This window comes from Heyndrickxia acidicola (assembly GCF_001636425.1).
Lineage (GTDB): Bacteria > Bacillota > Bacilli > Bacillales > Bacillaceae_C > Bacillus_AE > Bacillus_AE acidicola.
This window is the reverse complement of the sequence record NZ_KV440953.1, coordinates 1,920,018-1,939,903: the sequence shown is the minus strand read 5'-3', so window position 1 is coordinate 1,939,903 and position 19,886 is coordinate 1,920,018. Positions and strand designations below refer to the sequence as shown.

The 19,886-nt window shown below is 38.9% G+C and carries 18 protein-coding genes and 2 riboswitches; of the genes, 13 read left to right on the top strand and 5 right to left on the bottom strand.

Annotation, left to right across the window (positions count from 1 at the left end; translation table 11 throughout):
- The first annotated feature begins 10 nt into the window (after positions 1-10).
- Both ykzP and A5N88_RS25455 read left to right on the top strand, forming a co-directional pair.
- Positions 11-172, top strand: a complete 162-nt coding sequence (gene ykzP, locus A5N88_RS25460; RefSeq protein WP_198160211.1) for a protein YkzP — start codon at positions 11-13, stop codon at positions 170-172.
- The gene (locus A5N88_RS25455; RefSeq protein ID WP_198160209.1) at positions 172-318 is read left to right on the top strand and encodes a hypothetical protein; all 147 of its coding nucleotides are present in this window, start codon (positions 172-174) and stop codon (positions 316-318) included. The genes ykzP and A5N88_RS25455 overlap by 1 nt, the downstream gene beginning before the upstream one ends.
- A 76-nt stretch (positions 319-394) precedes the next feature.
- On the opposite strand, the gene A5N88_RS09045 is transcribed toward A5N88_RS25455, so the two are convergent.
- Complete coding sequence (locus A5N88_RS09045; RefSeq protein ID WP_066270392.1) at positions 395-2,146, bottom strand: B12-binding domain-containing radical SAM protein; 1,752 nt, start codon at positions 2,144-2,146, stop codon at positions 395-397.
- A gap of 328 nt (positions 2,147-2,474) precedes the next feature.
- On the opposite strand from A5N88_RS09045, the gene A5N88_RS09040 reads away from it, so the two are divergent.
- Both A5N88_RS09040 and A5N88_RS09035 read left to right on the top strand, forming a co-directional pair.
- Complete coding sequence (locus A5N88_RS09040; protein ID WP_066264992.1) at positions 2,475-3,935, top strand: PAS domain-containing sensor histidine kinase; 1,461 nt, start codon at positions 2,475-2,477, stop codon at positions 3,933-3,935.
- A 222-nt stretch (positions 3,936-4,157) separates the two neighbouring features.
- Positions 4,158-4,664 (top strand): methylated-DNA--[protein]-cysteine S-methyltransferase, encoded by a 507-nt coding sequence (locus A5N88_RS09035; RefSeq protein WP_066264990.1) that lies wholly within the window; start codon positions 4,158-4,160, stop codon positions 4,662-4,664.
- 155 nt (positions 4,665-4,819) lie between these two features.
- On the opposite strand, the gene mtnA is transcribed toward A5N88_RS09035, so the two are convergent.
- The 3 genes from mtnA to A5N88_RS09020 all read right to left on the bottom strand — a co-directional run bounded on the left by mtnA (position 4,820) and on the right by A5N88_RS09020 (position 8,369).
- Entirely contained in the window at positions 4,820-5,875 is a 1,056-nt protein-coding gene (mtnA, locus tag A5N88_RS09030; RefSeq protein WP_066264989.1) for an S-methyl-5-thioribose-1-phosphate isomerase, read from the bottom strand.
- Positions 5,876-5,891: 16 nt separating this feature from the next.
- Positions 5,892-7,094, bottom strand: coding sequence for an S-methyl-5-thioribose kinase (gene mtnK, locus A5N88_RS09025; RefSeq protein ID WP_066264988.1), 1,203 nt, complete (start codon positions 7,092-7,094; stop codon positions 5,892-5,894).
- A gap of 109 nt (positions 7,095-7,203) precedes the next feature.
- A riboswitch (SAM riboswitch) is annotated at positions 7,204-7,358 on the bottom strand.
- A gap of 228 nt (positions 7,359-7,586) precedes the next feature.
- Positions 7,587-8,369, bottom strand: a complete 783-nt coding sequence (locus tag A5N88_RS09020) for a carbon-nitrogen family hydrolase (RefSeq protein WP_157090630.1) — start codon at positions 8,367-8,369, stop codon at positions 7,587-7,589.
- A gap of 291 nt (positions 8,370-8,660) precedes the next feature.
- On the opposite strand from A5N88_RS09020, the gene A5N88_RS09015 reads away from it, so the two are divergent.
- The 5 genes from A5N88_RS09015 to A5N88_RS08995 all read left to right on the top strand — a co-directional run bounded on the left by A5N88_RS09015 (position 8,661) and on the right by A5N88_RS08995 (position 13,286).
- The gene (locus A5N88_RS09015; protein ID WP_066264984.1) at positions 8,661-9,836 is read left to right on the top strand and encodes a pyridoxal phosphate-dependent aminotransferase; all 1,176 of its coding nucleotides are present in this window, start codon (positions 8,661-8,663) and stop codon (positions 9,834-9,836) included.
- A gap of 73 nt (positions 9,837-9,909) precedes the next feature.
- Positions 9,910-10,021, top strand: a riboswitch (SAM riboswitch).
- A 214-nt stretch (positions 10,022-10,235) separates the two neighbouring features.
- Positions 10,236-11,456: a 2,3-diketo-5-methylthiopentyl-1-phosphate enolase gene (locus A5N88_RS09010; RefSeq protein WP_066264982.1), complete on the top strand. Its 1,221-nt coding sequence runs from the start codon at positions 10,236-10,238 to the stop codon at positions 11,454-11,456.
- Positions 11,453-12,112: a 2-hydroxy-3-keto-5-methylthiopentenyl-1-phosphate phosphatase gene (locus A5N88_RS09005; RefSeq protein ID WP_066264979.1), complete on the top strand. Its 660-nt coding sequence runs from the start codon at positions 11,453-11,455 to the stop codon at positions 12,110-12,112. Before A5N88_RS09010 ends, A5N88_RS09005 begins: the two co-directional genes overlap by 4 nt.
- Complete coding sequence (locus tag A5N88_RS09000; RefSeq protein WP_066264977.1) at positions 12,112-12,750, top strand: methylthioribulose 1-phosphate dehydratase; 639 nt, start codon at positions 12,112-12,114, stop codon at positions 12,748-12,750. Before A5N88_RS09005 ends, A5N88_RS09000 begins: the two co-directional genes overlap by 1 nt.
- Positions 12,747-13,286 (top strand): 1,2-dihydroxy-3-keto-5-methylthiopentene dioxygenase, encoded by a 540-nt coding sequence (locus tag A5N88_RS08995; RefSeq protein WP_066264975.1) that lies wholly within the window; start codon positions 12,747-12,749, stop codon positions 13,284-13,286. Before A5N88_RS09000 ends, A5N88_RS08995 begins: the two co-directional genes overlap by 4 nt.
- Before the next feature lie 288 nt (positions 13,287-13,574).
- Here the strand turns inward: A5N88_RS08995 and A5N88_RS08990 are convergent, their stop codons facing one another.
- A complete protein-coding gene (locus A5N88_RS08990) occupies positions 13,575-13,976 on the bottom strand; it encodes a YkvA family protein (protein WP_083953090.1) in 402 nt (133 codons plus the stop codon).
- A 459-nt stretch (positions 13,977-14,435) separates the two neighbouring features.
- Between A5N88_RS08990 and A5N88_RS08985 the strand changes: the two genes are divergently transcribed.
- The 4 genes from A5N88_RS08985 (at position 14,436) to A5N88_RS08970 (ending at position 19,847) form a co-directional block, all read left to right on the top strand.
- Entirely contained in the window at positions 14,436-14,711 is a 276-nt protein-coding gene (locus tag A5N88_RS08985) for an aspartyl-phosphate phosphatase Spo0E family protein (RefSeq protein WP_066264972.1), read from the top strand.
- Between the two features lie 1,011 nt (positions 14,712-15,722).
- Complete coding sequence (locus tag A5N88_RS08980; RefSeq protein WP_066264970.1) at positions 15,723-17,318, top strand: bifunctional metallophosphatase/5'-nucleotidase; 1,596 nt, start codon at positions 15,723-15,725, stop codon at positions 17,316-17,318.
- A gap of 67 nt (positions 17,319-17,385) precedes the next feature.
- Entirely contained in the window at positions 17,386-17,835 is a 450-nt protein-coding gene (locus A5N88_RS08975; protein WP_066264968.1) for a MarR family winged helix-turn-helix transcriptional regulator, read from the top strand.
- A 317-nt stretch (positions 17,836-18,152) separates the two neighbouring features.
- Positions 18,153-19,847, top strand: coding sequence for a M3 family oligoendopeptidase (locus tag A5N88_RS08970; protein WP_066264967.1), 1,695 nt, complete (start codon positions 18,153-18,155; stop codon positions 19,845-19,847).
- Positions 19,848-19,886: the final 39 nt, after the last annotated feature.

Here is a 19,886-nt window from a genome sequence, read left to right as displayed (position 1 = left end):
GGTAATTCAAATGGCAAAGCGAAAAGCAGAAGCAAATGCAGCCCTAAAGCATAGTCATACACCTAAAAAGAACATAGCAGAAACAGAATTTTCTGCTGAATATGCGAATGGTGAAGAAGTTATGAAGCATGCCAACCGAAATTCCAAAAAGGGTAAAAAAGGCAGAGCATAATGAAAAGGATAAAACATCGAAGTGCTGAAAACACTGAATTCGGCATGGAATTCGGTGATATCAATGCAGATAAATTTTTTGAGCTTCCTTTTAATCGAGACAAAGAGAAGGAAGACAAAAAAAGTAAAAAACCAAAAAAGAAATAAAAAAAAGGCTGTCGAGATTGAACTCGACAGCCTGTCTGTTTAAAGGTCTTTTAAATCCGTGAATCGTAAGCGTCCTTTATGAAATAGTTTTGGCTGAAACAGGAAAAATGGACGAAGCCCCTGTAGTTGGATGGAAATAAATTAATGAATAGGTTGTACCTTTAGTAACGGATTGATTTTCAAGATAATATGGCAGATCAAATTCCATTTTCTCAATAATGGTGTGCTTGTATATGTCTTTATCCGATAATTGAAGCTCTGTAAAACTTGCACCAAGAATAGAAGGTTCATTTGAAATGAATTCATAAATCCTCGTGCGTTCTGATTTATTCAGGTCATGTGTCCACCAGGATTTTCTCGGTTTAAATCGTTGATTACTCAGATAATCATACTTCATTAATCCCTCGATAACGGTTATATCCTCCAGCTTGGTATGAAGAAAGGCTTTTAAACGTTTGAATAAATCCTCAAGCTGGTGCCCGATTCTGCTCCATCCCTGTGCTTCCCAGTAAGCTCCGAATTCTTGAAAAAAATCAAAAGGCGTTTCAAAGACATGAGTGGTCAGATACTCAATGGTCGTATCCATTCGGTGGTCATTCCAATATTTTTCCAATACATCTTCTACTTGTTTAATGCGCACGATATCAGTAAAGGAAAGCACGTTATTTCCGAGAATTTCGTACGGAGCATGATCCATATATACATAATCGTTTTCACTCGCTCTTATTCTTAAGCCTGTTCCTCTTAGCATTTTTAAGAAACCAAGCTGAAGCTCTTCCGGCCGCAGTGCGAAGACATCATTAAAGGTTTTACGAAAGGATGTATAGTCTTCTTCCGGCAGTCCGGCAATTAAATCTAAATGCTGATCAATTTTTCCTCCGTCTTTAACCATTCTTACAGTCCTTGTAAGTTTATCAAAATTCTGCCTTCTTTTAACGAGCTCGTTCGTTTCGTCATTTGTTGATTGAACGCCTATCTCAAAACGGAATAAGCCAGCAGGCGCTTTTTGATTTAAAAAGTCAATCACTTCAGGTCTCATGATATCTCCGGTAATTTCAAATTGAAAAACTGTACCTGGCTGGTGCTCATCAATCAAAAACTGAAACATTTCCATTGCGTAGCTCCGGCTAATATTAAAGGTTCTATCGACAAATTTTATGGTTTTAGCTCCATTAGCCATCAAGTAGCGAATGTCATCCTTAATTTTCTCTCTGTTGAAATAGCGCACACCAACCTCAATAGAGGATAAACAGAATTGACAGTTAAATGGACAGCCTCTGCTGGTTTCTACATAAATAACCCTCTTGGGAAGGTGAGAAAGATCTTCCTCGAAACGAAAAGGACTGGGTAATTCTTTAAGATCAATTTTGTTTCTTTGAGGATTAATAACATACTTGCCGTCTTTTTTATAAGCAAGCCCATGCACATTTTGAAGAACACGTTCTCCGTCTATTTCTTTTAAAAACTGCTTAAAGGTTTCTTCTCCTTCTCCCATAACAATGAAGTCAACCTCAGGAATTCGGTCAAGCCAATAGGTAACATCATAGGTTACTTCAGGACCGCCAAGCACAATAATAAGCTCCGGCATGATTTTTCGAATCATTTTAATGACTCGGATCGTTTCCTCAATGTTCCATATATAACAGCTGAATCCTAATACATCCGGTTTTTTTGAAAATAAATCTGTCACAATGTTCATGACCGGATCTTTAATGGTATATTCTGCAATTTCAGCTTCATATTCAGGAGCTGCAAATGCTTTTAAATAACGGATGGCCAAGTTAGTATGGATATACTTAGCGTTTAAAGTACTTAAAACTATTTTCATTTGATTTGTTAGACCTCTTTCTTCATGGCGTACACATAATATTGTAATCAAGGAGGCAGAAAAGCTCAATGGCAGGAAATCGGTATAAAGGATGATTTGGGTAAAAAGAGCGTAAAAGATGTAAAATTGCGCAGGATTTTCAATAAAATTACCGAAAAATATCAATATAAACCATGATTTCGATTTTTCATCTCCTTAATAATACTTTAGTTTTTTTGGAATACACCAGGAAAAAAGTCGTGAATCGAGTGGTAATAACTTATTTAGATCCCTATGTTTAACACAATTTATTTGCTTCAATAGTGATCATAATGAAAGGAAGAAGAGGATGAAAAGAAGCAGGGAATTTGAGGAAGAGAGCTTCTCATTTGCCTATCGAAATAATTCCATATTAGATCGAAGCGGTGAACTATTTAAAAGCTTGTTTGCAGAAGCAATAGATGGAATTATTTTTGCTGATCATGAAGGCCGAATTGTTCTTGCAAATCATTCTGCATTAAAGATTTTTGAATGTACTTCAGAAGAACTAATGAATAAAGAGATCTGGGATTATGTCTATCAAAAAGACAGCCACTTTCATAAAGTTATGAAAGAATCCAGAGTGAACAAGGCAGTACGTGACGAATTAGTTTTTCTCATGCCAAACGGACAGCTGAAAAATCTCGAATTTACGTATAAGGCTCACTCGATTGCCGGTTATGATATGGCCATCTTCAGAAATGTCAGTGAGCGGTATTATTTTGAGCAGACATTGAAAGACAGTGAGGAACGATTTCGCAAGGTTTTTGAGGGGACCCTTGATGGAATGATCTTGTGGAATAAACAAAATGTCATTATTGACGTTAATCCGGTTGCAGCGAGCTGGCTTGGAGTGTCACGGGAAAAAATGATTGGCAGGGACCTGATAAAGCTCTTGAATTTCAAGGGAAGAGAACGGAAAATGATAGAACACCATCAGGAAGAGCTTGAGCGGGAAGGGAAATCGGATATGCTTCTTCCTGTGCAGGAAGAAAGCGGCGGCCATTTTTATGAAATCAGCTCAAAAGGGAACCTTACCTCTAATTTAAACTTGACCGTCATTCGTGAAATAACTGAAAAAATGGCATTACAAGAGCAGCTCCGCAAATCCGATACCTTAAATGTGGTCGGAGAGCTTGCTGCAGGAATAGCTCATGAAATTCGAAATCCCATGACGGCACTAAAGGGGTTTATCCAGCTTTTGCAGTTAAGTATAAAGGAGGATCATTCTCTTTATTTTAATGTCATTACATCAGAGCTAGCCAGGATTGAGTCTATTATCACAGATTTCCTTGTCCTTGCAAAACCTCAGGCCATCGAGTTTAAAAACCACCCGATTAATAGTATAATGAATGATACACTTGACTTGCTCAATGCACAGGCGCTTATGCACAACGTTCAATTTGAATTGGATAATCGGGGAAATCTTCCAGATGTTTTTTGTGAGCCAAATCAAATTAAACAGGTATTCATCAATATTATTAAAAATGCGATTGAAGTTATGCCCAATGGCGGAAAAGTCCGCATCAAAATTCAGCAAGGTGAAGATGAATTTGTCCATATTATGATTCAAGATGAAGGTATGGGAATTCCTAAAGATAAGATTAATAAGCTAGGGGAACCATTTTATACAACGAAAGAAAGAGGGACCGGCCTCGGATTGATGATCAGTTTTAAAATTATTAAAGAGCATCATGGGAAAATTGAGGTGGAAAGTGAAGAAGGCTCTGGTTCCACATTTCACATCTACATTCCTGTACATGCTTCATAATTATTGTAAAGAACTCAAGCGTTTTCTTCGGGTTCTTTATTTTAATGGTGTTTTGGACCCAGCGTGATCGAAGTAAAGGCATAAGACTCCTGCGGGGAAGCTGGTTAAGGGAGATTCTTGCAGGAGCAAGGAGAAGGAGGTTCCCGGCCGCCCCACGGAAAGCGAGTGCCTGAAGCGTAAATCAACCAGCAGGATAAAAAAACGTTAAAAAAGGAGAGGGAAATGGCTTATACCGTATTAGAAAGTGAAATTGGCCCTTTGGTATTAACGGCAAATGATAGTGGATTAACCGGTATTTACTTTGGCAGGGAGAATTCTAAGATAGCCGGCAAAGAAGGAATACCAGTAATAAACACCCAGTACAACGATAGTGAAGATCCAGGACATCCCATATTAAGAATGGCAGTCCAAGAACTCAAGGAGTACTTTAAAAATAAAAGAAAACACTTTACAATTCCTCTTTCTATTGAGGGAACAGAATTCCAAAAAGCAGTATGGAAGGAATTGACTAAGATTCCATATGGTGAAACAAGATCCTACCAGGATATCGCTTGTGCAATCCAAAAGCAAAAGGCTGTTCGCGCTGTCGGACAGGCGAATAAAGCGAATAGATTTCCAATTATCATCCCTTGCCACAGGGTAATAGGAAAAAATCAAAGTATGACAGGGTATGCTGGAAAAGAAATTGATAAAAAGGAAATCCTTCTGAAGATTGAAGGTGTTTTATAGTTAATTCAGGTTCAGTATTAAAACTTGTGAACAGCTTACGAAAAGCTGCCACACAGACGGTCAACAATAAGCAACAATTTATGAATATACAGCCATATCTAAACAAAATAGAACAAAGCGCCTATCGGAAGACGCTTTGTTCTAAAAAAGAAGGCTTAATAACGTAATAGTTGATTCTTTATGCTTTCAGTATAGGATGGGTACAAAATTCCTTTTTCTGTTATGATGGCAGTGATCAGCTCTGATGAAGTGACATCAAAGGCAGGATTGTAAACCTGAATGCCTTCAGGTGCTATCTGGGTGCCATTCAGTGTTGTAACTTCTTCCAAGTTTCTTTCTTCTATTGGGATAGAATCACCATTTTTCAATGTTAAATCAAAACTTGAGGAAGGAGCAGCAACATAGAATGGTATTTGGAGTGACTTTGCTATGAGAGCAAGTCCATATGTTCCAATCTTGTTGGCAGTATCTCCATTCGCTGCAATTCTGTCAGCACCCACAATAACAGCTTTAATTTTTTTTGTTTTCATTGTATGTGCTGCCATGTTATCTGTAATGAGTGTTGTCTCAACTCCGGATTGCTGAAGTTCCCATGCAGTTAAACGGGCACCCTGCAGAACGGGACGTGTTTCACAGGCGTATACATGAAAATGTTTGCCCCTTTCGCTTGCAAGATGGAAAGGTGCCAGGGCGGTCCCGTATTTTGCAGTTGCAATGGATCCTGCATTGCAGATAGTCATCACTGAGTCGCCCGGTGTTAAAAGCAATAATGCATTTTCTCCTATCTGTCTGCACATGGCCTCGTCCTCAGCCTGTATTTGGATGGCTTCATGAAGCAGGTCAGTTTTCGCTTCATTTACGGAACGGGCATTACCAATCGAATTTATCAGCCTGTTCAGTGCCCAGGATAAATTCACTGCGGTGGGTCTTGAAGAATTTAAGTATTCTTTTTCTTTCTGAAGTTTAACAAGAAATGCTTCAAGTTCATCGATTTCATAGTTTTGTGCAGACATTGCAAGCCCAAATGCGGCTGTGATGCCAATTGCCGGAGCACCTCTCACTTTTAATGCCGTAATCGCTTCATATACATCCTGGAGCGTATATAGATCGATATACTCAGTTATATGCGGTAACGCCTGCTGATTAAGCAGTTTAATGTGGTTATCCATCCATTCAATTGAAATAGGAATGGCAGTCTGAAGTCTTGTCATTACAATTGCACCTCGTTTACTTTTTTGCCTCACCTGTCAAAGCTTCTTGAAGCAGTACAATAAATTGCTGGATACTATCAACGCGGGAATGCTCCAAAATGCATGTTTTCCCAATGGTTAGAGCAGCTTTTTTATTTTGAATCCGCTCATCTTTATCCGCAATCCCTTCCAAGTCCTTTACATGGGATAGGCCGATTGTTCTTCTGATTAATTCACAACCGGCAAAACCGATGGAATCTTCAAAAATTTTATTCAATATTGAATCCAAGAAGCCTGGTACTTCTGCGAAATTATCGATATTGTGATGCAGCCAAGCATGTGTAAAATGGTTTACAAAGGATTTCCAGGTTTGTTGAATTTGTTGTAGAATAAAATCTCGCTTTTCCTCATTTCCTGTAATTGCCTGAAAGATAAGATTTGCAAAAAACTGTCCCACATCAAATCCAAAAGGACCATAAAAAGCAAATTCGGGATCAATTACTTTTGTCTCCAATTGATTTGCAAAAATGCTTCCTGTATGTAAATCTCCATGAAGCAGCGCCTCAGCCTCAGTTAAAAATTTTCTCTTCAGCTTTGCCGCTTCGAGTTTAAGCAATGAATCTTGCCAAATCGACTGAATTTCATCATAAAGCTCTTCTTCAAAATCATTGGATTCGCTATCAAAAAAAGGATCTGTAAAGACTAATTCCTCTGTAATCCTGCAAAGCTCAGGATTTGAAAACTGTTTGGCGAATTCCTTTTTCTTAGAAGGCGGCAGAGCAAATTCAGATGTGTAAAACAGGGTTTTGGCCAAATATTCTCCAATATGGTCAGCAAGCAGAGGATATCTTTCTCCTTCAATTAATCCATTTCGAACAATTCTTAAATAAGAAAGGTCCTCCATAACGGTGATGGCAAGAAGTTCATCCTGGTAAAACACTTCAGGTACAAAATGCGGAACGATTGCACCGTGCTGCTTTAATGCATTGGCTTCGATTTGGGAACGCTGAAGAGTTAAAGGCCAGCTTTCCCCAACTACTTTTGCATATGGAAGAGCTTGTTTAATGATGATTCCTTTTTGGCTTTCTTGATCCTTGATATGAAAAACAAGGTTGAGGTTTCCATCACCAATTTCGTTACACATTAATATTTCGTTTGAAAAAAGCCCCAGGCTTTTTGCTAGTGTGACAGCTGTTTTTTCTGTTAATGGCTCATATTCCTTTACTTCGGTATAAGACATAGAAAAATCCCTCCAATTTATTCTGAATGTTGGAAGAGGCTTTTCGAATATCCTGGATTAAAAAAGCCTCTCTCAGTAATGAAAGAGGCTCCGAAGGTATTCTCCGAACCTCTTATCTGCCAGAAAGAATTCTTTCTGTTGGAATTAGCACCGTGCCTTACGGAAAAATCCGGCACTTTAAAAAAGCGCCCCATTGAACAATGGTATTACGGTCGGTTGCTGGGCTTCATAGGGCCAAATCCCTCAGCCTGCTCTTGATAAGAGAATTAATTTTCATATTTTTTAAAAGAATTACAATTCACGATTGCTATATTATCAGTATTTATTTCATTATGTCAATCACTATTTTCAAAAATTAGTTAAAAGCAATGGCTGCTTTTTCACTTTAAGGATGAATCTGTACGATGTTATTGTTGGCGGGCAGCCTACTCTAAAGCTTGAATGATTCAATTTTTATAGCATTCGAGCTTTAAAAGGCTTTGAAATTAATAGTTAATAATATTCCGGCAAACGATCGCTAAAAACAGGAATTTTTCTCCGGACTTCTTTAACCAGGGAAAAATCCGCTTCTTTAATGACGAGACCTTCGTCTTCTCCCCCCTCTGCGAGAATCTCTCCCCACGGGTCAATGATTAAAGAATGCCCGCCAAACGTGTTATTCGGATCATTCCCAACACGGTTACAGGCAATGACATAGCACTGATTTTCGATTGCCCTTGCTATTAAGAGGTTTCTCCAGTGGGAAAGACGGGGCTTTGGCCATTCAGCACTAACAAATAATGCCGAGGCTCCTTCTAAAAAAGGCTTTCGTATCCATTCAGGAAATCGAATGTCGTAACAAATTGCACCTGAGAAGCTTTCGCCATATAAGGTAAACTCACCACTGTTTGTTCCGTGCTGAAGAAACAAATGCTCATCCATCAATTTAAATAAATGGAGCTTACTGTATTCCTTAATAAAATTTCCTTCTCTGTCTACAATCAGCATCGTATTGTAGTGGCCTTGTGCTGTCTTCTTCGCAATGGATCCGCCAATAATGTCCACCTGATATGTTAAGGAGCATCTTTTTAAAAATTTGAATGTTTGTTTTGCTTCTTCATCTGCTATCTCTGAAAGCCTGGTCAGGTCATATCCAGTCGTCCAGAGTTCTGGTAAAATAACCAAATCACATTTTTCCTCACTAGCCTTGTGAATCCATTTCTCAGCATTTTCATAATTTTTTTCAGGCTGCCCAAAATGAATATCCATTTGAATACATGCCATTTTTTTCAGCAAAGGATTTTTCCTCCTCATTTTTAGATTATCTCTTTACATTGGCTTCTTTTCGTTATAACATTTGTTACTAGATTTTAAAAGTTCAAAATTAAAAGAAAAGCGGAAGGGACCTGCTAATCGGCGACCAGCATATGACGGGCCGTCAAAGAAGGTACGATCTTTAACCTTCTTGACGGAATGGCATATGACCTCGAGCCGATGGTTAGGAAGGATTGATTTGTATCCTTCCAGCTGGAGCTGGACAAAAGAAAAGCGGAAGGGCCCCGCTTTGATTGCAGTAAGGAGGAAAAAATGAAAACTTTTTCGAAATCAGATTTGTTAAAATCCCTGCCATCCCAATTTTTTGCTTCTCTTGTAGGTAAAGTCGAAAAAGTAAAGGCAGAGGGTTATGATGTGATAAATTTAGGCCAAGGGAACCCTGATCAGCCTACTCCAGGCCACATTGTAAAAAAACTTCAGGAGGCTGCTGCAAACCCTGTAAATCATAAGTATTCCCCATTTAGGGGTTTTTCCTATTTGAAGGAAGCAGCGGCAGCTTTTTATGAGCGTGAATACGGTGTCAAAGCAGATCCAGCCAAGGAAATAGCCATATTATTTGGGGGCAAGGCCGGGTTGGTAGAGCTTCCTCCATGCCTTCTAAATCCAGGGGATACGGTCTTAGTGCCTGATCCCGGTTATCCGGACTACTGGTCTGGAGTAGCACTTGCCCAAGCGAAAATGCATACTATGCCTCTTTTGGAGGAAAACGGATTTAAGCCTGATTTTTCATCCATCAGTACAGAAGAGGCTGAAAAAGCAAAATTAATGTTCTTGAACTATCCGAATAATCCGACAGGAGCTACTGCTGATTTGGCCTTTTTTAAAAAAACCATTGAATTTGCCAATGAACATGATATCTGTGTCGTGCATGACTTTGCCTATGGCGCTATTGGCTTTGATGGAAAGAAACCTGTTAGTTTTTTGCAGGCTGAAGGAGCGAAAAAGGTCGGAATTGAAATTTACACCTTTTCTAAAACCTATAACATGGCAGGCTGGCGGGTTGGTTTTGCAATAGGCAATGAGAGTGTAATCGAAGCATTGAATCTTTTTCAGGATCATCTATACGTAAGTCTTTTTGGAGCAGTACAAGAGGCTGCAGCGGCCGCATTATTGGAATCACAGGAGTGTGTAGATGCACTTGTTTCTATGTATGAAACAAGAAGAAACATTTTGGTGGAAGGACTCCGAAAGATTGGCTGGAACATTGCCGCTCCAAAGGGATCATTTTTTGCCTGGCTAAAGGTCCCTGAAGGATATACTTCTGAACAATTTTCTGATGTACTTTTATACCAGGCAAAGGTAGCAGTAGCACCCGGAATTGGTTTTGGTACCTATGGTGAAGGATATGTGCGTGTTGGCTTGCTGGAAACGGAAGAGCGGCTTCGGGAAGCGGTTGAAAGAATCGGAGACTTAAAAATATTTAAATAATTTTCAATTGACAATATTGTGTATGGATGGCATAATCCTATTTGAATTAACAATCTGATAATTATATAACTATTTCTTATCAAGAGCAGGCGGAGGGACGAGCCCATTGAAGCCCGGCAACCGATCTAAGGATTTTCTTTAGGCACGGTGCTAATTCTTGCAGCTAAAAGGCTGAGAGATAAGAAGACGGTAGAATTCCACCTCTTCTTATCGAAGAGGTTTTTTATTGTTTATGAAAAGAAAAGGTAAGAAATCGCTCGAGTCATAAGCCCAGCCATCATTGAAGGGGAAGAACACCCTTCAAAGCTGCCTTGTCTTATGCTGTTCGCCGATGGTCAATCGCCCTCCGCTTTTATTGTAGTCAACAAGTTTTTGCATAATTGGTTAAGAGGTGAGGAAATGAGTGAAGTAACAGCAACGTATAAATTTTATGGAAAACCGGGAACTTTCGAAAAAAAGGCTGAGGACATTGCTCTTGGATTAACAGTGGGATCATGGACGAACCTGGCCATATTGGAAAAGGAGCAGCTAAAAAAGCATAAAGGTTATGTTTTGAAAGTTATTGAGGGAGTAGATGAAGATGGCAGAACCTTTGCTGAAATTATCATTTCTTATCCATCAGTAAATTTCAGTCCTGATCTGCCAGCCATTCTTACTACGGTTTTTGGAAAGCTTTCGTTAGATGGAGAAGTAAAACTTTTAAATTTGGAATTTTCAGAGTCGGTTGAAAGGAATTTTCCCGGTCCGAGATTTGGAATCGATGGCATTAGAGATAGGCTGGGCGTAACAGATCGTCCGCTGGTGATGAGCATATTTAAAGGGGTAATCGGCAGAGATTTACTATTTCTTGAAAAACAGCTTCGAGATCAGGCTCTGGGGGGTGTAGATTTAGTTAAGGATGATGAAATCCTTTTTGAAAGTAATCTAGCTCCATTTGCTGAGCGTATCAAAATGGGGAGAAGAGTCCTGGATGAAGTGCATGAGCAAACGGGACATCGAACACTCTATGCGGTCAATCTTACAGGACGCACATCGGAGGTTATTTCCAAGGCACGGCTTGCAAGAGAACTTGGTGCAGATGCTCTTCTTTTCAACGTATTTACATACGGTTTAGATGTATTGCAGGAACTTAGAGAAGACCCGGAAATTGACATTCCCTTAATGGCTCACCCTGCATTTAGTGGAGCGTTTACCCAATCGAGCCACTATGGGGTTTCCCATAAGCTATTTCTTGGAAAACTTCTTCGGTTGGCTGGAGCGGACTTTGGTTTATTTCCATCTCCATATGGAAGCGTTGCCCTTGAAAGAGAAGCAACCCTTGGGATTGGACATGAACTTACAGTTGAACGCCGTTATAAAAAGTCCTTCCCTGTTCCTTCGGCAGGCATCCATCCAGGTTTAGTACCCTTAATTTATAGAGATTTTGGAGAAGAATCTGTGATCAACGCCGGTGGGGGAATCCATGGACATCCAGATGGAGCAATAGGCGGCGGGAAAGCATTCCGTCAAGCGGTTGAAGCTGTTCTTCAAAAACAAACGTTGAGGGAAGCAGCAAAAGAACATAAAGAGCTGGAAAAAGCCATAGTGTTGTGGGGCAGCCAAGAGGTGAGTGAAGGGTGAAGAAGCCAATTATTTTTTGCGACTTTGATGGAACTGTAACGGATAATGATAATATTATTTCTTTAATGAAACAGTTTGCACCTCCTGAATGGGTGCCAATAAAGGATAGGGTGCTGAACCAAACCATTACCATACAAGATGGGGTTAGCCGGATGTTTTCTTTAATAGAGTCTGATAAAAAAAAGGAAATGATTCATTTTTTAAAGAAAACGGCCGCAATTAGGGAAGGATTTCAAGAATTTCTGGAGTTTGCAGAAAATCGCTCTATCCCTTTTTATATTGTAAGCGGAGGAATGGACTTTTTTGTAGAGCCTTTACTGGATCCATATGGGCCCATTAAAGAAATTTATTGCAATCAAGCCAGCTTTAAAGGGGAGTTTGTAGAAATTAAGTGGCCATATCCATGTGATAAGGAATGCCAAAATGGCTGCGGCTGCTGTAAGCCGACCATTATTCGCTCTCTTTCAAGAGAAGAGCATTTTACGATTGTCATTGGCGACTCCATTACAGATTTAGAAGCGGCAAAACAGGCAGATTTGGTATTGGCCCGTGATTTTTTGAGTAAAGCCTGTGAGAAACAGGGAATTCGCTATATACCTTTTGAGACGTTCTTTGATTGCCGGGCAATTCTAGAACAGAATTTGGAGGTGGTGTAATGAGTCTATATCAAGAAAAGTGGAATGAATTAGCGGATATCAAAGCGGAGCTTGCTGAAAGAGACTGGTTTATGGGCACCAGTGGAAACCTTTCGATTAAGATTACAAATGAGCCCTTAGAGTTTTTAGTAACAGCAAGCGGCAAGGATAAACGGAAAAGAACAGCTGAAGACTTTCTACATGTCAATTCAGAGGGAGAAAAGATTGAAGAAACCCATTTAAAGCCCTCCGCTGAGACACTTCTTCACAAGGAAATTTATCAAAAAACCAATGCTGGCTGCAGCCTGCATGTTCATACTGTTGCCAATAATGTCATTTCGGAGCTTTACTACCAGGATTTCGAGGTGGTTTTTAAGGGACAGGAATTGATTAAGGCATTTGATCTCTGGGAGGAAGATGCTGAACTTTCCATTCCTATCATTACAAATCATGCTGATATATCGGTCCTTGCACGGGAGTTCGGCCGTCATATTAAGTCAGATAAAGGAGCCGTTCTCATTCATAATCATGGAATAACGGCATGGGGAAGAACAGGATTTGAAGCGAAAAAGATTCTGGAGGCCTGTGAATTTTTATTCCAGTACCAGCTATCTTTGCTGCAAATAAATAAATTTAGTCGAGGAGGAGTATTATCATGACAACGATTTTAGTACAAGGAACGAAACGCCGTATTGAAAATCAGGAAGAAGTTATTGAATTTTTAAATGATCAAGGAGTTATTTATGAAAGCTGGAATATTGAGAAGCTTCCACAGGAGCTTAAGGAGAAATTCATTTTAACGCCTGAGGAAAACAATCAGATTCTTGAGGTATTTAAAGAAGAGATTGAGGATATTTCTAACCGAAGAGGTTATAAGACGGCTGATGTCATATCGCTTGCTGAGCACACGCCTAATTTGGATCAGCTCCTTGAAAACTTCCAGCGTGAGCATCATCATTCTGATGACGAAGTTCGTTTTATTGTCAGCGGCCATGGAGTATTCATTATTCAGGGAAATGACGGGCACTTCTTTGAAGTACACTTAAATCCTGGAGACCTTATTTCTGTGCCTGAAAATGTTCGGCATTATTTTACTTTAGATGAAGATCGAAAGGTAGTGGCTGTCCGAATCTTTGTCACACAGGAAGGCTGGGTTCCAATTTACGAGAGTGAGGCACAATCTCAGGAAGCTTGAACAGGTAATTGCACTTATCGGAATTTCGTTTTTTTAAGCTTCTTCGTAGAGACTTCATAAAAAAGATACTGCTCGTTTTTTAGCTCATTTTACAGTAAAGAAAGAGACCAAAAGCAAACTTGTTTGCTTTTGGTCTCTTTCTTTACTGTAACCTTTCAGCTCTGCTGAAAGGCGTGTGAAACGGCCGTTTCACACGAATGAGCTAAAAAACAACAGTGTCCTATAACACAGCCAAAAGATTAAGCCGGTTGAAAAAACTTCCACTGGCTTATATTATGTAGGCGGCATTTAATCCAGTTGCTGCTGTTTCCAAGCGGTAAATTTTTTAAGATCTTTATCCGTTTGTCCTAAAATGAAGGCAATGACGGCTGCATCATCCAAATACCCTATACCAGGAATGAAATCCGGTATTAGATCAAAGGGAGAAAGGAAATATACAAGGCCAATCATAATCATCAGGATACTGCGATAAGGGACCAGCTTATATTCACCTGAAACCCATGCTCTAATAAGCTGGATGAGGATGCCAAGACGCTCCCATACCCCTTTAATACTCAGCTTTTTAGACAAAGCTTTTCGTTCTATCCTTGTTAACACAGAATCTGTTTGGTTTCTGTTTTTTAAATAATTGTTTGCCCTTTTGTAAAATAACCAGTACGCAATCTTTTGAATAAGCCATCTTATCAGCATTTTTTCCCTCCTCAGATTAAAGTTACATTGTCGGTTATTTCAATACGTTAGTCCAAATTTGTAAAAATTATAGTTCTTCTTATTTTAGAGGAGGGGCTGATTAGTATGCATTCTACAATTTTCCTCCTTTTTCCAATATAATTGCCTTGTAATACAATTATATTTACATTCATTTATAATCTTTATAAAGCTCCGGGTTTAATGGGCCTGAGCTTTTCTATTATTATTTTCCCAATTATCCTTTTTAAAAAACCCAGTAAATTGAAGGCTTTTGTCGAATTTTTATATGAGGAATGTAGAAAAGAGGGTGTTTTATAAAAAGAATGTCTTATATTGCGAATCTATTTACTTTTCAATCAATTATTGCGATAATTCACAAGTAATCGAATGAGAGAGACAAAATCTGAGATATTCTGCTTATATGAGAGAGGGTAAATAAAAAGAAGGAGATTGGATCAAGTGTACAGTAATACGATGAATGAAAGTAAATTTCTAAAGAAAATTCAAACCAAGCGTGAGGAAATGATTAGACTAGGAAATTGTTATGGACTGTTGGACGCGAAAACCATTGATTGCAGTCAGCAGCTGGATAGCCTGTTGAATGAATATTACAAATGCTTTCAAGTAACACATACTAATCAAAAATTTCCCTTGATGATTAAAGAAATATCATTCTTTTTATACAAAAGGGAAGATTATGCTGCAACTGAAGTCAATGCTCTCGCTTATCAGTAGATATCAATGCTGGGCCTAATACTAATCGGTTGGGAAACATCCTCAATTGCTAAACCTCAATACCGCCATCATAATATTTTCAAAACCCGCTATATGAATAGACTTTGGTCTTATGCTTTTAGGTAAGTGCGTTCAATTAAAGGTATTCCGGATAAAATGAGCCTGCTTGGGACAAGCAGGCAAAGGGTGATCCTACAGGCGCGATTAGCGCCGGAGAGACTCCCTGTCTGCCCTGCGGAAAGCGAGTGCCTGGAACGGAAATCAATAGCTAATTTATAAGAAAACCTTAAGTTCAATCTATATTGAAGAACTTTTTCAATCGAGCCATTACAAAAAGGGCACTAACCGTCATCACAGGCTGTCATTAAACTGCACCCGGTGCATGTGGAAATAGTTTAATGGCAGCTGCTTAGTTTTCTAATTACTTTTTTACCGATTTTTTAAACATAGCTCTGTTAAAGCAAAGACATCTACGGGGGACTGGAAAAGATATGAGCGATTTCTGCAAATATGCATCGAGGAGACTCACGAGCAGTCCGGAAAAGAGAGTGCCTGAATTGGAAATCAACAGACATGATTAAAAATAAAGATGGATTCCGATTGCTTCCTCCAATATTCTTCTTGCTAATCTTCGCCTAACTGCTGCATTTTTTAATTCATTTGTTTTTTAAAGCTCAATACTAAATTTAAACCTTATAATGGCAAGCTGATTCAAATACGAACAGGATTACTTTTACACCTTAGCGCTATTGGTATGTGAAATAATTTTACTGAGAGAGAAGGAGCACAATTCGCTGCATTAAGTGATAGAATAGAAGGAGAAGTCATAGGTAAATAATGGGTCACAGGAATGGAATTGAGATAACCTTTCACTTTTGGCATCTTTTCCATGTGCCTTTATACGAGCTTTGGACTCCAATGAGGGGTAAGATATTTTATTTTTTATGCGGAAAGGGTTTTCGGGTGTGCAGCAGAAGGAAGTATTTATGTATAGAAGGGGAGGATGCGAATATGAAGAACGACAGTGGAAAAACCAGCTTGACCATCCTTGTGACGAGCGATATACATGGACATCTTTTACCAATTGATTATGGCAGCAACCAGGAGATATCCTACAGTCTAAGTAAGCTTGCCCCTATTATTAAAGAAATTAGATCTAAAGAGGAAAATATCTTAATGATCGACAATGGAGACTTGCTGCAGGGAACTCCCCTTACCCATTTTTACGCGAAATATATGAACAGTCTTACAAACCCTATGATTAATGTCTTAAATGATTTGGAATATGATGCTGCAGTAATAGGGAACCATGAATTTAATTATGGATTGCCATACTTCAGAAAAGCAGTTTCCCAGTCAAACTTTCCATGGCTGTCTGCAAATATTGTACATAAATTTACAAAGGAAACGTATTTTGGTGCACCATATCTAATTAAAACCTTCGAAAATGGACTAAAGGCTGCTGTGCTTGGTATTAGCACCCATCATATTCCACATTGGGAATATGCTGATCATATCAAAGATCTAGCCTTTGAAGAAGCTTTATTTGCCGCAAGGCGCTGGGTGCCATATATACATGATGAGGAGCATCCGGATATTATGATTGTATCCTATCATGGAGGATTTGAACGTGATATACAAACAGGGGAATGGCTGGAAACTCAATCAGATGAAAATCAGGCCTTTAAAATTTGTGACGAGGTAGATGGAATAGATATCATGCTTTCCGGCCATCAGCATCGTACGGTAACTGGTGAAATTAATGGCGTTACCGTCCTCCAGCCCGGCTATAATGGCCAGGTTCTTGGCAGAGTCAATATTGGTTTCGAAATGATGGATGGTGAGTGGAATATAAAAGATAAGTTTGGAGAGTTCATTTATCCTGAAAATGAAGTGCCTGATCAGGAGATCATCAAAATTACTGAAAAATATGAAATGGAAACGCAACAGTGGCTGCAAAAGCCTGTATGTAAGATTGAAGGAGATATGGCCATCTCTGATCCTTTTTCTGTCAGGCTTAAAGAACATCCTTTAATCGAACTCATCAATAAAATACAAATGGAAGCTGCGGAGGTAGACATCTCTTTAACCGCCCTTTTTAATAATACATCAAAAGGTTTTTCATCACAGGTTACGATGAAAGATATTGTAACAAATTATATTTATCCCAATACGCTTACAGTGATTGAAATCAAAGGAAGCGATATTAAGGCAGCCCTGGAAAAATCGGCATCCTATTTTTCCCTAACGAAAGAAGGAGAGATTGTGGCTAATCCATCCTTTTCTTATCCAAAACCCAAACATTATAACTATGATATGTGGGAAGGCATTTCTTACATTATTGATGTATCCAAAAATATTGGCAGCAGAATTGTTGAACTGACTTATCATGGTGAACCTCTTAATCCTGAAGGGGATTATCACGTCGTTATGAATAATTATCGTGCGGGCGGGGGCGGTGAATACAGAATGTTTAAAGGAAAGAAAGTGGTGAAAGAGGTTAAAACAGACATGACGGAATTAATTGCAGTCTATCTGAAAAAGCAAAAAACCATAAAAGCAGAAGTAAACACTAATTGGAAAGTGACAACCAGCATAAATCATTGACATTCACGGTATTCATCTATATAATTTGTTTAATTTTAACTGAAGTATACATGAAGGAAATGATTAAATGGAAAATAGAAAAGAAACACAGCAGTCATTAAAATTATTTATTGTCTTATCAAAAGCATATCGGGCAATTAGCGAATATACAAACCACTTTGTACAGCAAAATGGTTTGAATCCTACAGAGTTTGCTGTTCTTGAGTTACTCTATCATAAAGGGGACCAGCCTCTTCAGCAAATAGGCGGTAAAATACTGCTGGCGAGCGGAAGTATTACCTATGTTGTGGATAAACTGGAAGGCAAGGGATTGATGAGGCGTATTGCCTGCCCAAGCGACCGGCGCGTTACATACGGACAGATAACGGAAAACGGTAAAAGCTTTATTGAGTCCTTTTTTCCAGGACACGAAGAAAGAATCCATGAACTTATGTCGGTCTTAACAGAAGAGGAAAAAGAAACAGCAATAGAATTAATTAAGAAGATCGGTGTTAATGTTAAAAAAATGAATCATTAAAGGATACCATTAAAAGGTCTTAATCCCTAATAGAAGGATGAACAAATAAGCCAATTAGGGCTTATTTTTTTCATATATTTTGTTTTTGCAAGGATGGTTGCTCTGTGCGTACAAAGGATAATTCTGAATAATGTCTTTGTGTACTTTTTCGTGTCCTATTTACAAGTTTTAAGCTAGAAAACAACAGAGTCCTTTAACAAAGCCTTGTGATTAAATCTCAACATTCCTTTTTTATGGAAATGGAAGCGGAAATAAAGGGAAAATTAATTATTATCCCGAATATGTAAAAGAGTGAAAATAAGAGAGGTGTCTTTAAAATGAAATTTGAAGAATATAATTACGAACGCCCGGATTTTGATCAAATTGAGGCTTCATTTGGTACTGCTTTGGAACAATTCAAAAAGGCAGGAAGTCCGGAAGAGCAATCCGAGGCTATGAAAAAAATTAATGAAATTCGCAACCAATTCAGTACCATGTACAATATTTGCTATGTACGGCATACGATTGATACAAATGATGAACAGTACAAAGAAGAGAACGATTTTATGGATGAAGTGACTCCTGCGATGGAGGGCCTTTCTTCTCAATACTATCAGGAACTGGTTAATTCACCCTATCGGAAGGAGCTTGAAAGCAAATGGGGCAAGCAGCTTTTTGCATTAGCAGAAGTTCAGCTGAAAACATTCTCTCCTGAAATTATCCCATTGCTTCAAAAGGAAAATAAATTATCCTCTGAATATACCAAATTAGTAGCATCTGCAAAGATTTTCTTTGAAGGAGAAGAAAGAACCCTTCCTCAGCTTCAGCCGTTTGCTGAATCCAAAGACCGTTCCATGAGAAAAAAAGCCAGTATTGCAAGGGCAGACTTTTTTGCAGAGAACGAAAAACAATTTGATGACATCTATGATCAATTGGTAAAGGTAAGAGACGAGATTGCTAAAAAACTGGGGTATAAGAACTTTGTGGAGCTGGGCTATTACCGAATGGGACGCACGGACTATGATGCAACTATGGTGAAAAATTTCCGTGAGCAGGTAAAAGAGCATATAGTTCCGCTTGCAAGTCAGTTATATGAGCGTCAACAAGAAAGAATTGACGTAGATGAATTGAAATTCTATGATGAGGGATTCTCTTTCGTTTCTGGAAATGCCACCCCAAAAGGGTCTCCTGAATGGATTATTGAAAATGGTAAGAAGATGTACAAGGAGCTTTCTTCTGAGACGGATGAGTTTTTTACATTCATGAATGAAAAGAACCTCATGGATTTGGTAGCGAAGAAAGGAAAGGCAAGCGGGGGATATTGCACCTATATTGAAGGCTATCAATCACCATTCATTTTTTCCAACTTTAATGGAACCTCAGGAGATATTGATGTACTGACACATGAAGCTGGGCATGCATTCCAGGTTTATTCCAGCCGCGATTTTGAAATTCCTGAATACGCCTGGCCAACATCAGAAGCAGCGGAAATTCATTCTATGAGCATGGAGTTTTTTACCTACCCATGGATGGAGCTGTTCTTTAAGGAAGACACAGACAAATATAAATATTCCCATTTAAGCAGTGCGTTGTTCTTTCTCCCATATGGAGTGGCGGTGGATGAATTTCAGCATTTTGTTTACGAGAATCCCAATGCAACACCTGCAGAAAGAAAAGAAGCATGGAGAAATCTCGAAAGAAAATATTTGCCTCATCGCGATTATGATGGTGTTGATTATCTTGAGCGCGGGGGATACTGGCAGCGCCAAGGGCATATTTATGAAGCTCCTTTCTATTATATTGATTATACACTTGCACAAATTTGTGCTTTTCAATTTTGGAAAAAATCACAAGATGACAGGGAGAATGCTTGGAAGGATTATATCCATTTATGCAAACAGGGAGGGAGTAAATCTTTTATTGCTCTAGTAAAGGAAGCAAATTTGATCTCTCCTTTTGAAGATGGCTGTGTGGAGTCGGTTATTGGCACCATCCAAAGCTGGCTTGATCAAGTTAATGATAAGAGGCTTTAAAAAGAAGCTTTATAACCCACAAAAAAAGCGGAACTGCCT

Coding starts and splice junctions, on each gene's coding strand:
- A5N88_RS09035 (WP_066264990.1), top strand. CDS start 4,158: ATGGCTTATACCGTATTAGAAAGTGAAATTGGCCCTTTGGTATTAACG.
- A5N88_RS09040 (WP_066264992.1), top strand. CDS start 2,475: ATGAAAAGAAGCAGGGAATTTGAGGAAGAGAGCTTCTCATTTGCCTAT.
- A5N88_RS09045 (WP_066270392.1), bottom strand. CDS start 2,146: ATGAAAATAGTTTTAAGTACTTTAAACGCTAAGTATATCCATACTAAC.
- A5N88_RS08980 (WP_066264970.1), top strand. CDS start 15,723: ATGAAGAACGACAGTGGAAAAACCAGCTTGACCATCCTTGTGACGAGC.
- A5N88_RS09015 (WP_066264984.1), top strand. CDS start 8,661: ATGAAAACTTTTTCGAAATCAGATTTGTTAAAATCCCTGCCATCCCAA.
- A5N88_RS25455 (WP_198160209.1), top strand. CDS start 172: ATGAAAAGGATAAAACATCGAAGTGCTGAAAACACTGAATTCGGCATG.
- A5N88_RS09010 (WP_066264982.1), top strand. CDS start 10,236: ATGAGTGAAGTAACAGCAACGTATAAATTTTATGGAAAACCGGGAACT.
- mtnK (WP_066264988.1), bottom strand. CDS start 7,094: ATGTCTTATACCGAAGTAAAGGAATATGAGCCATTAACAGAAAAAACA.
- A5N88_RS08970 (WP_066264967.1), top strand. CDS start 18,153: ATGAAATTTGAAGAATATAATTACGAACGCCCGGATTTTGATCAAATT.
- mtnA (WP_066264989.1), bottom strand. CDS start 5,875: ATGACAAGACTTCAGACTGCCATTCCTATTTCAATTGAATGGATGGAT.
- A5N88_RS08975 (WP_066264968.1), top strand. CDS start 17,386: ATGGAAAATAGAAAAGAAACACAGCAGTCATTAAAATTATTTATTGTC.
- A5N88_RS08995 (WP_066264975.1), top strand. CDS start 12,747: ATGACAACGATTTTAGTACAAGGAACGAAACGCCGTATTGAAAATCAG.
- A5N88_RS08990 (WP_083953090.1), bottom strand. CDS start 13,976: ATGCTGATAAGATGGCTTATTCAAAAGATTGCGTACTGGTTATTTTAC.
- ykzP (WP_198160211.1), top strand. CDS start 11: ATGGCAAAGCGAAAAGCAGAAGCAAATGCAGCCCTAAAGCATAGTCAT.
- A5N88_RS09000 (WP_066264977.1), top strand. CDS start 12,112: ATGAGTCTATATCAAGAAAAGTGGAATGAATTAGCGGATATCAAAGCG.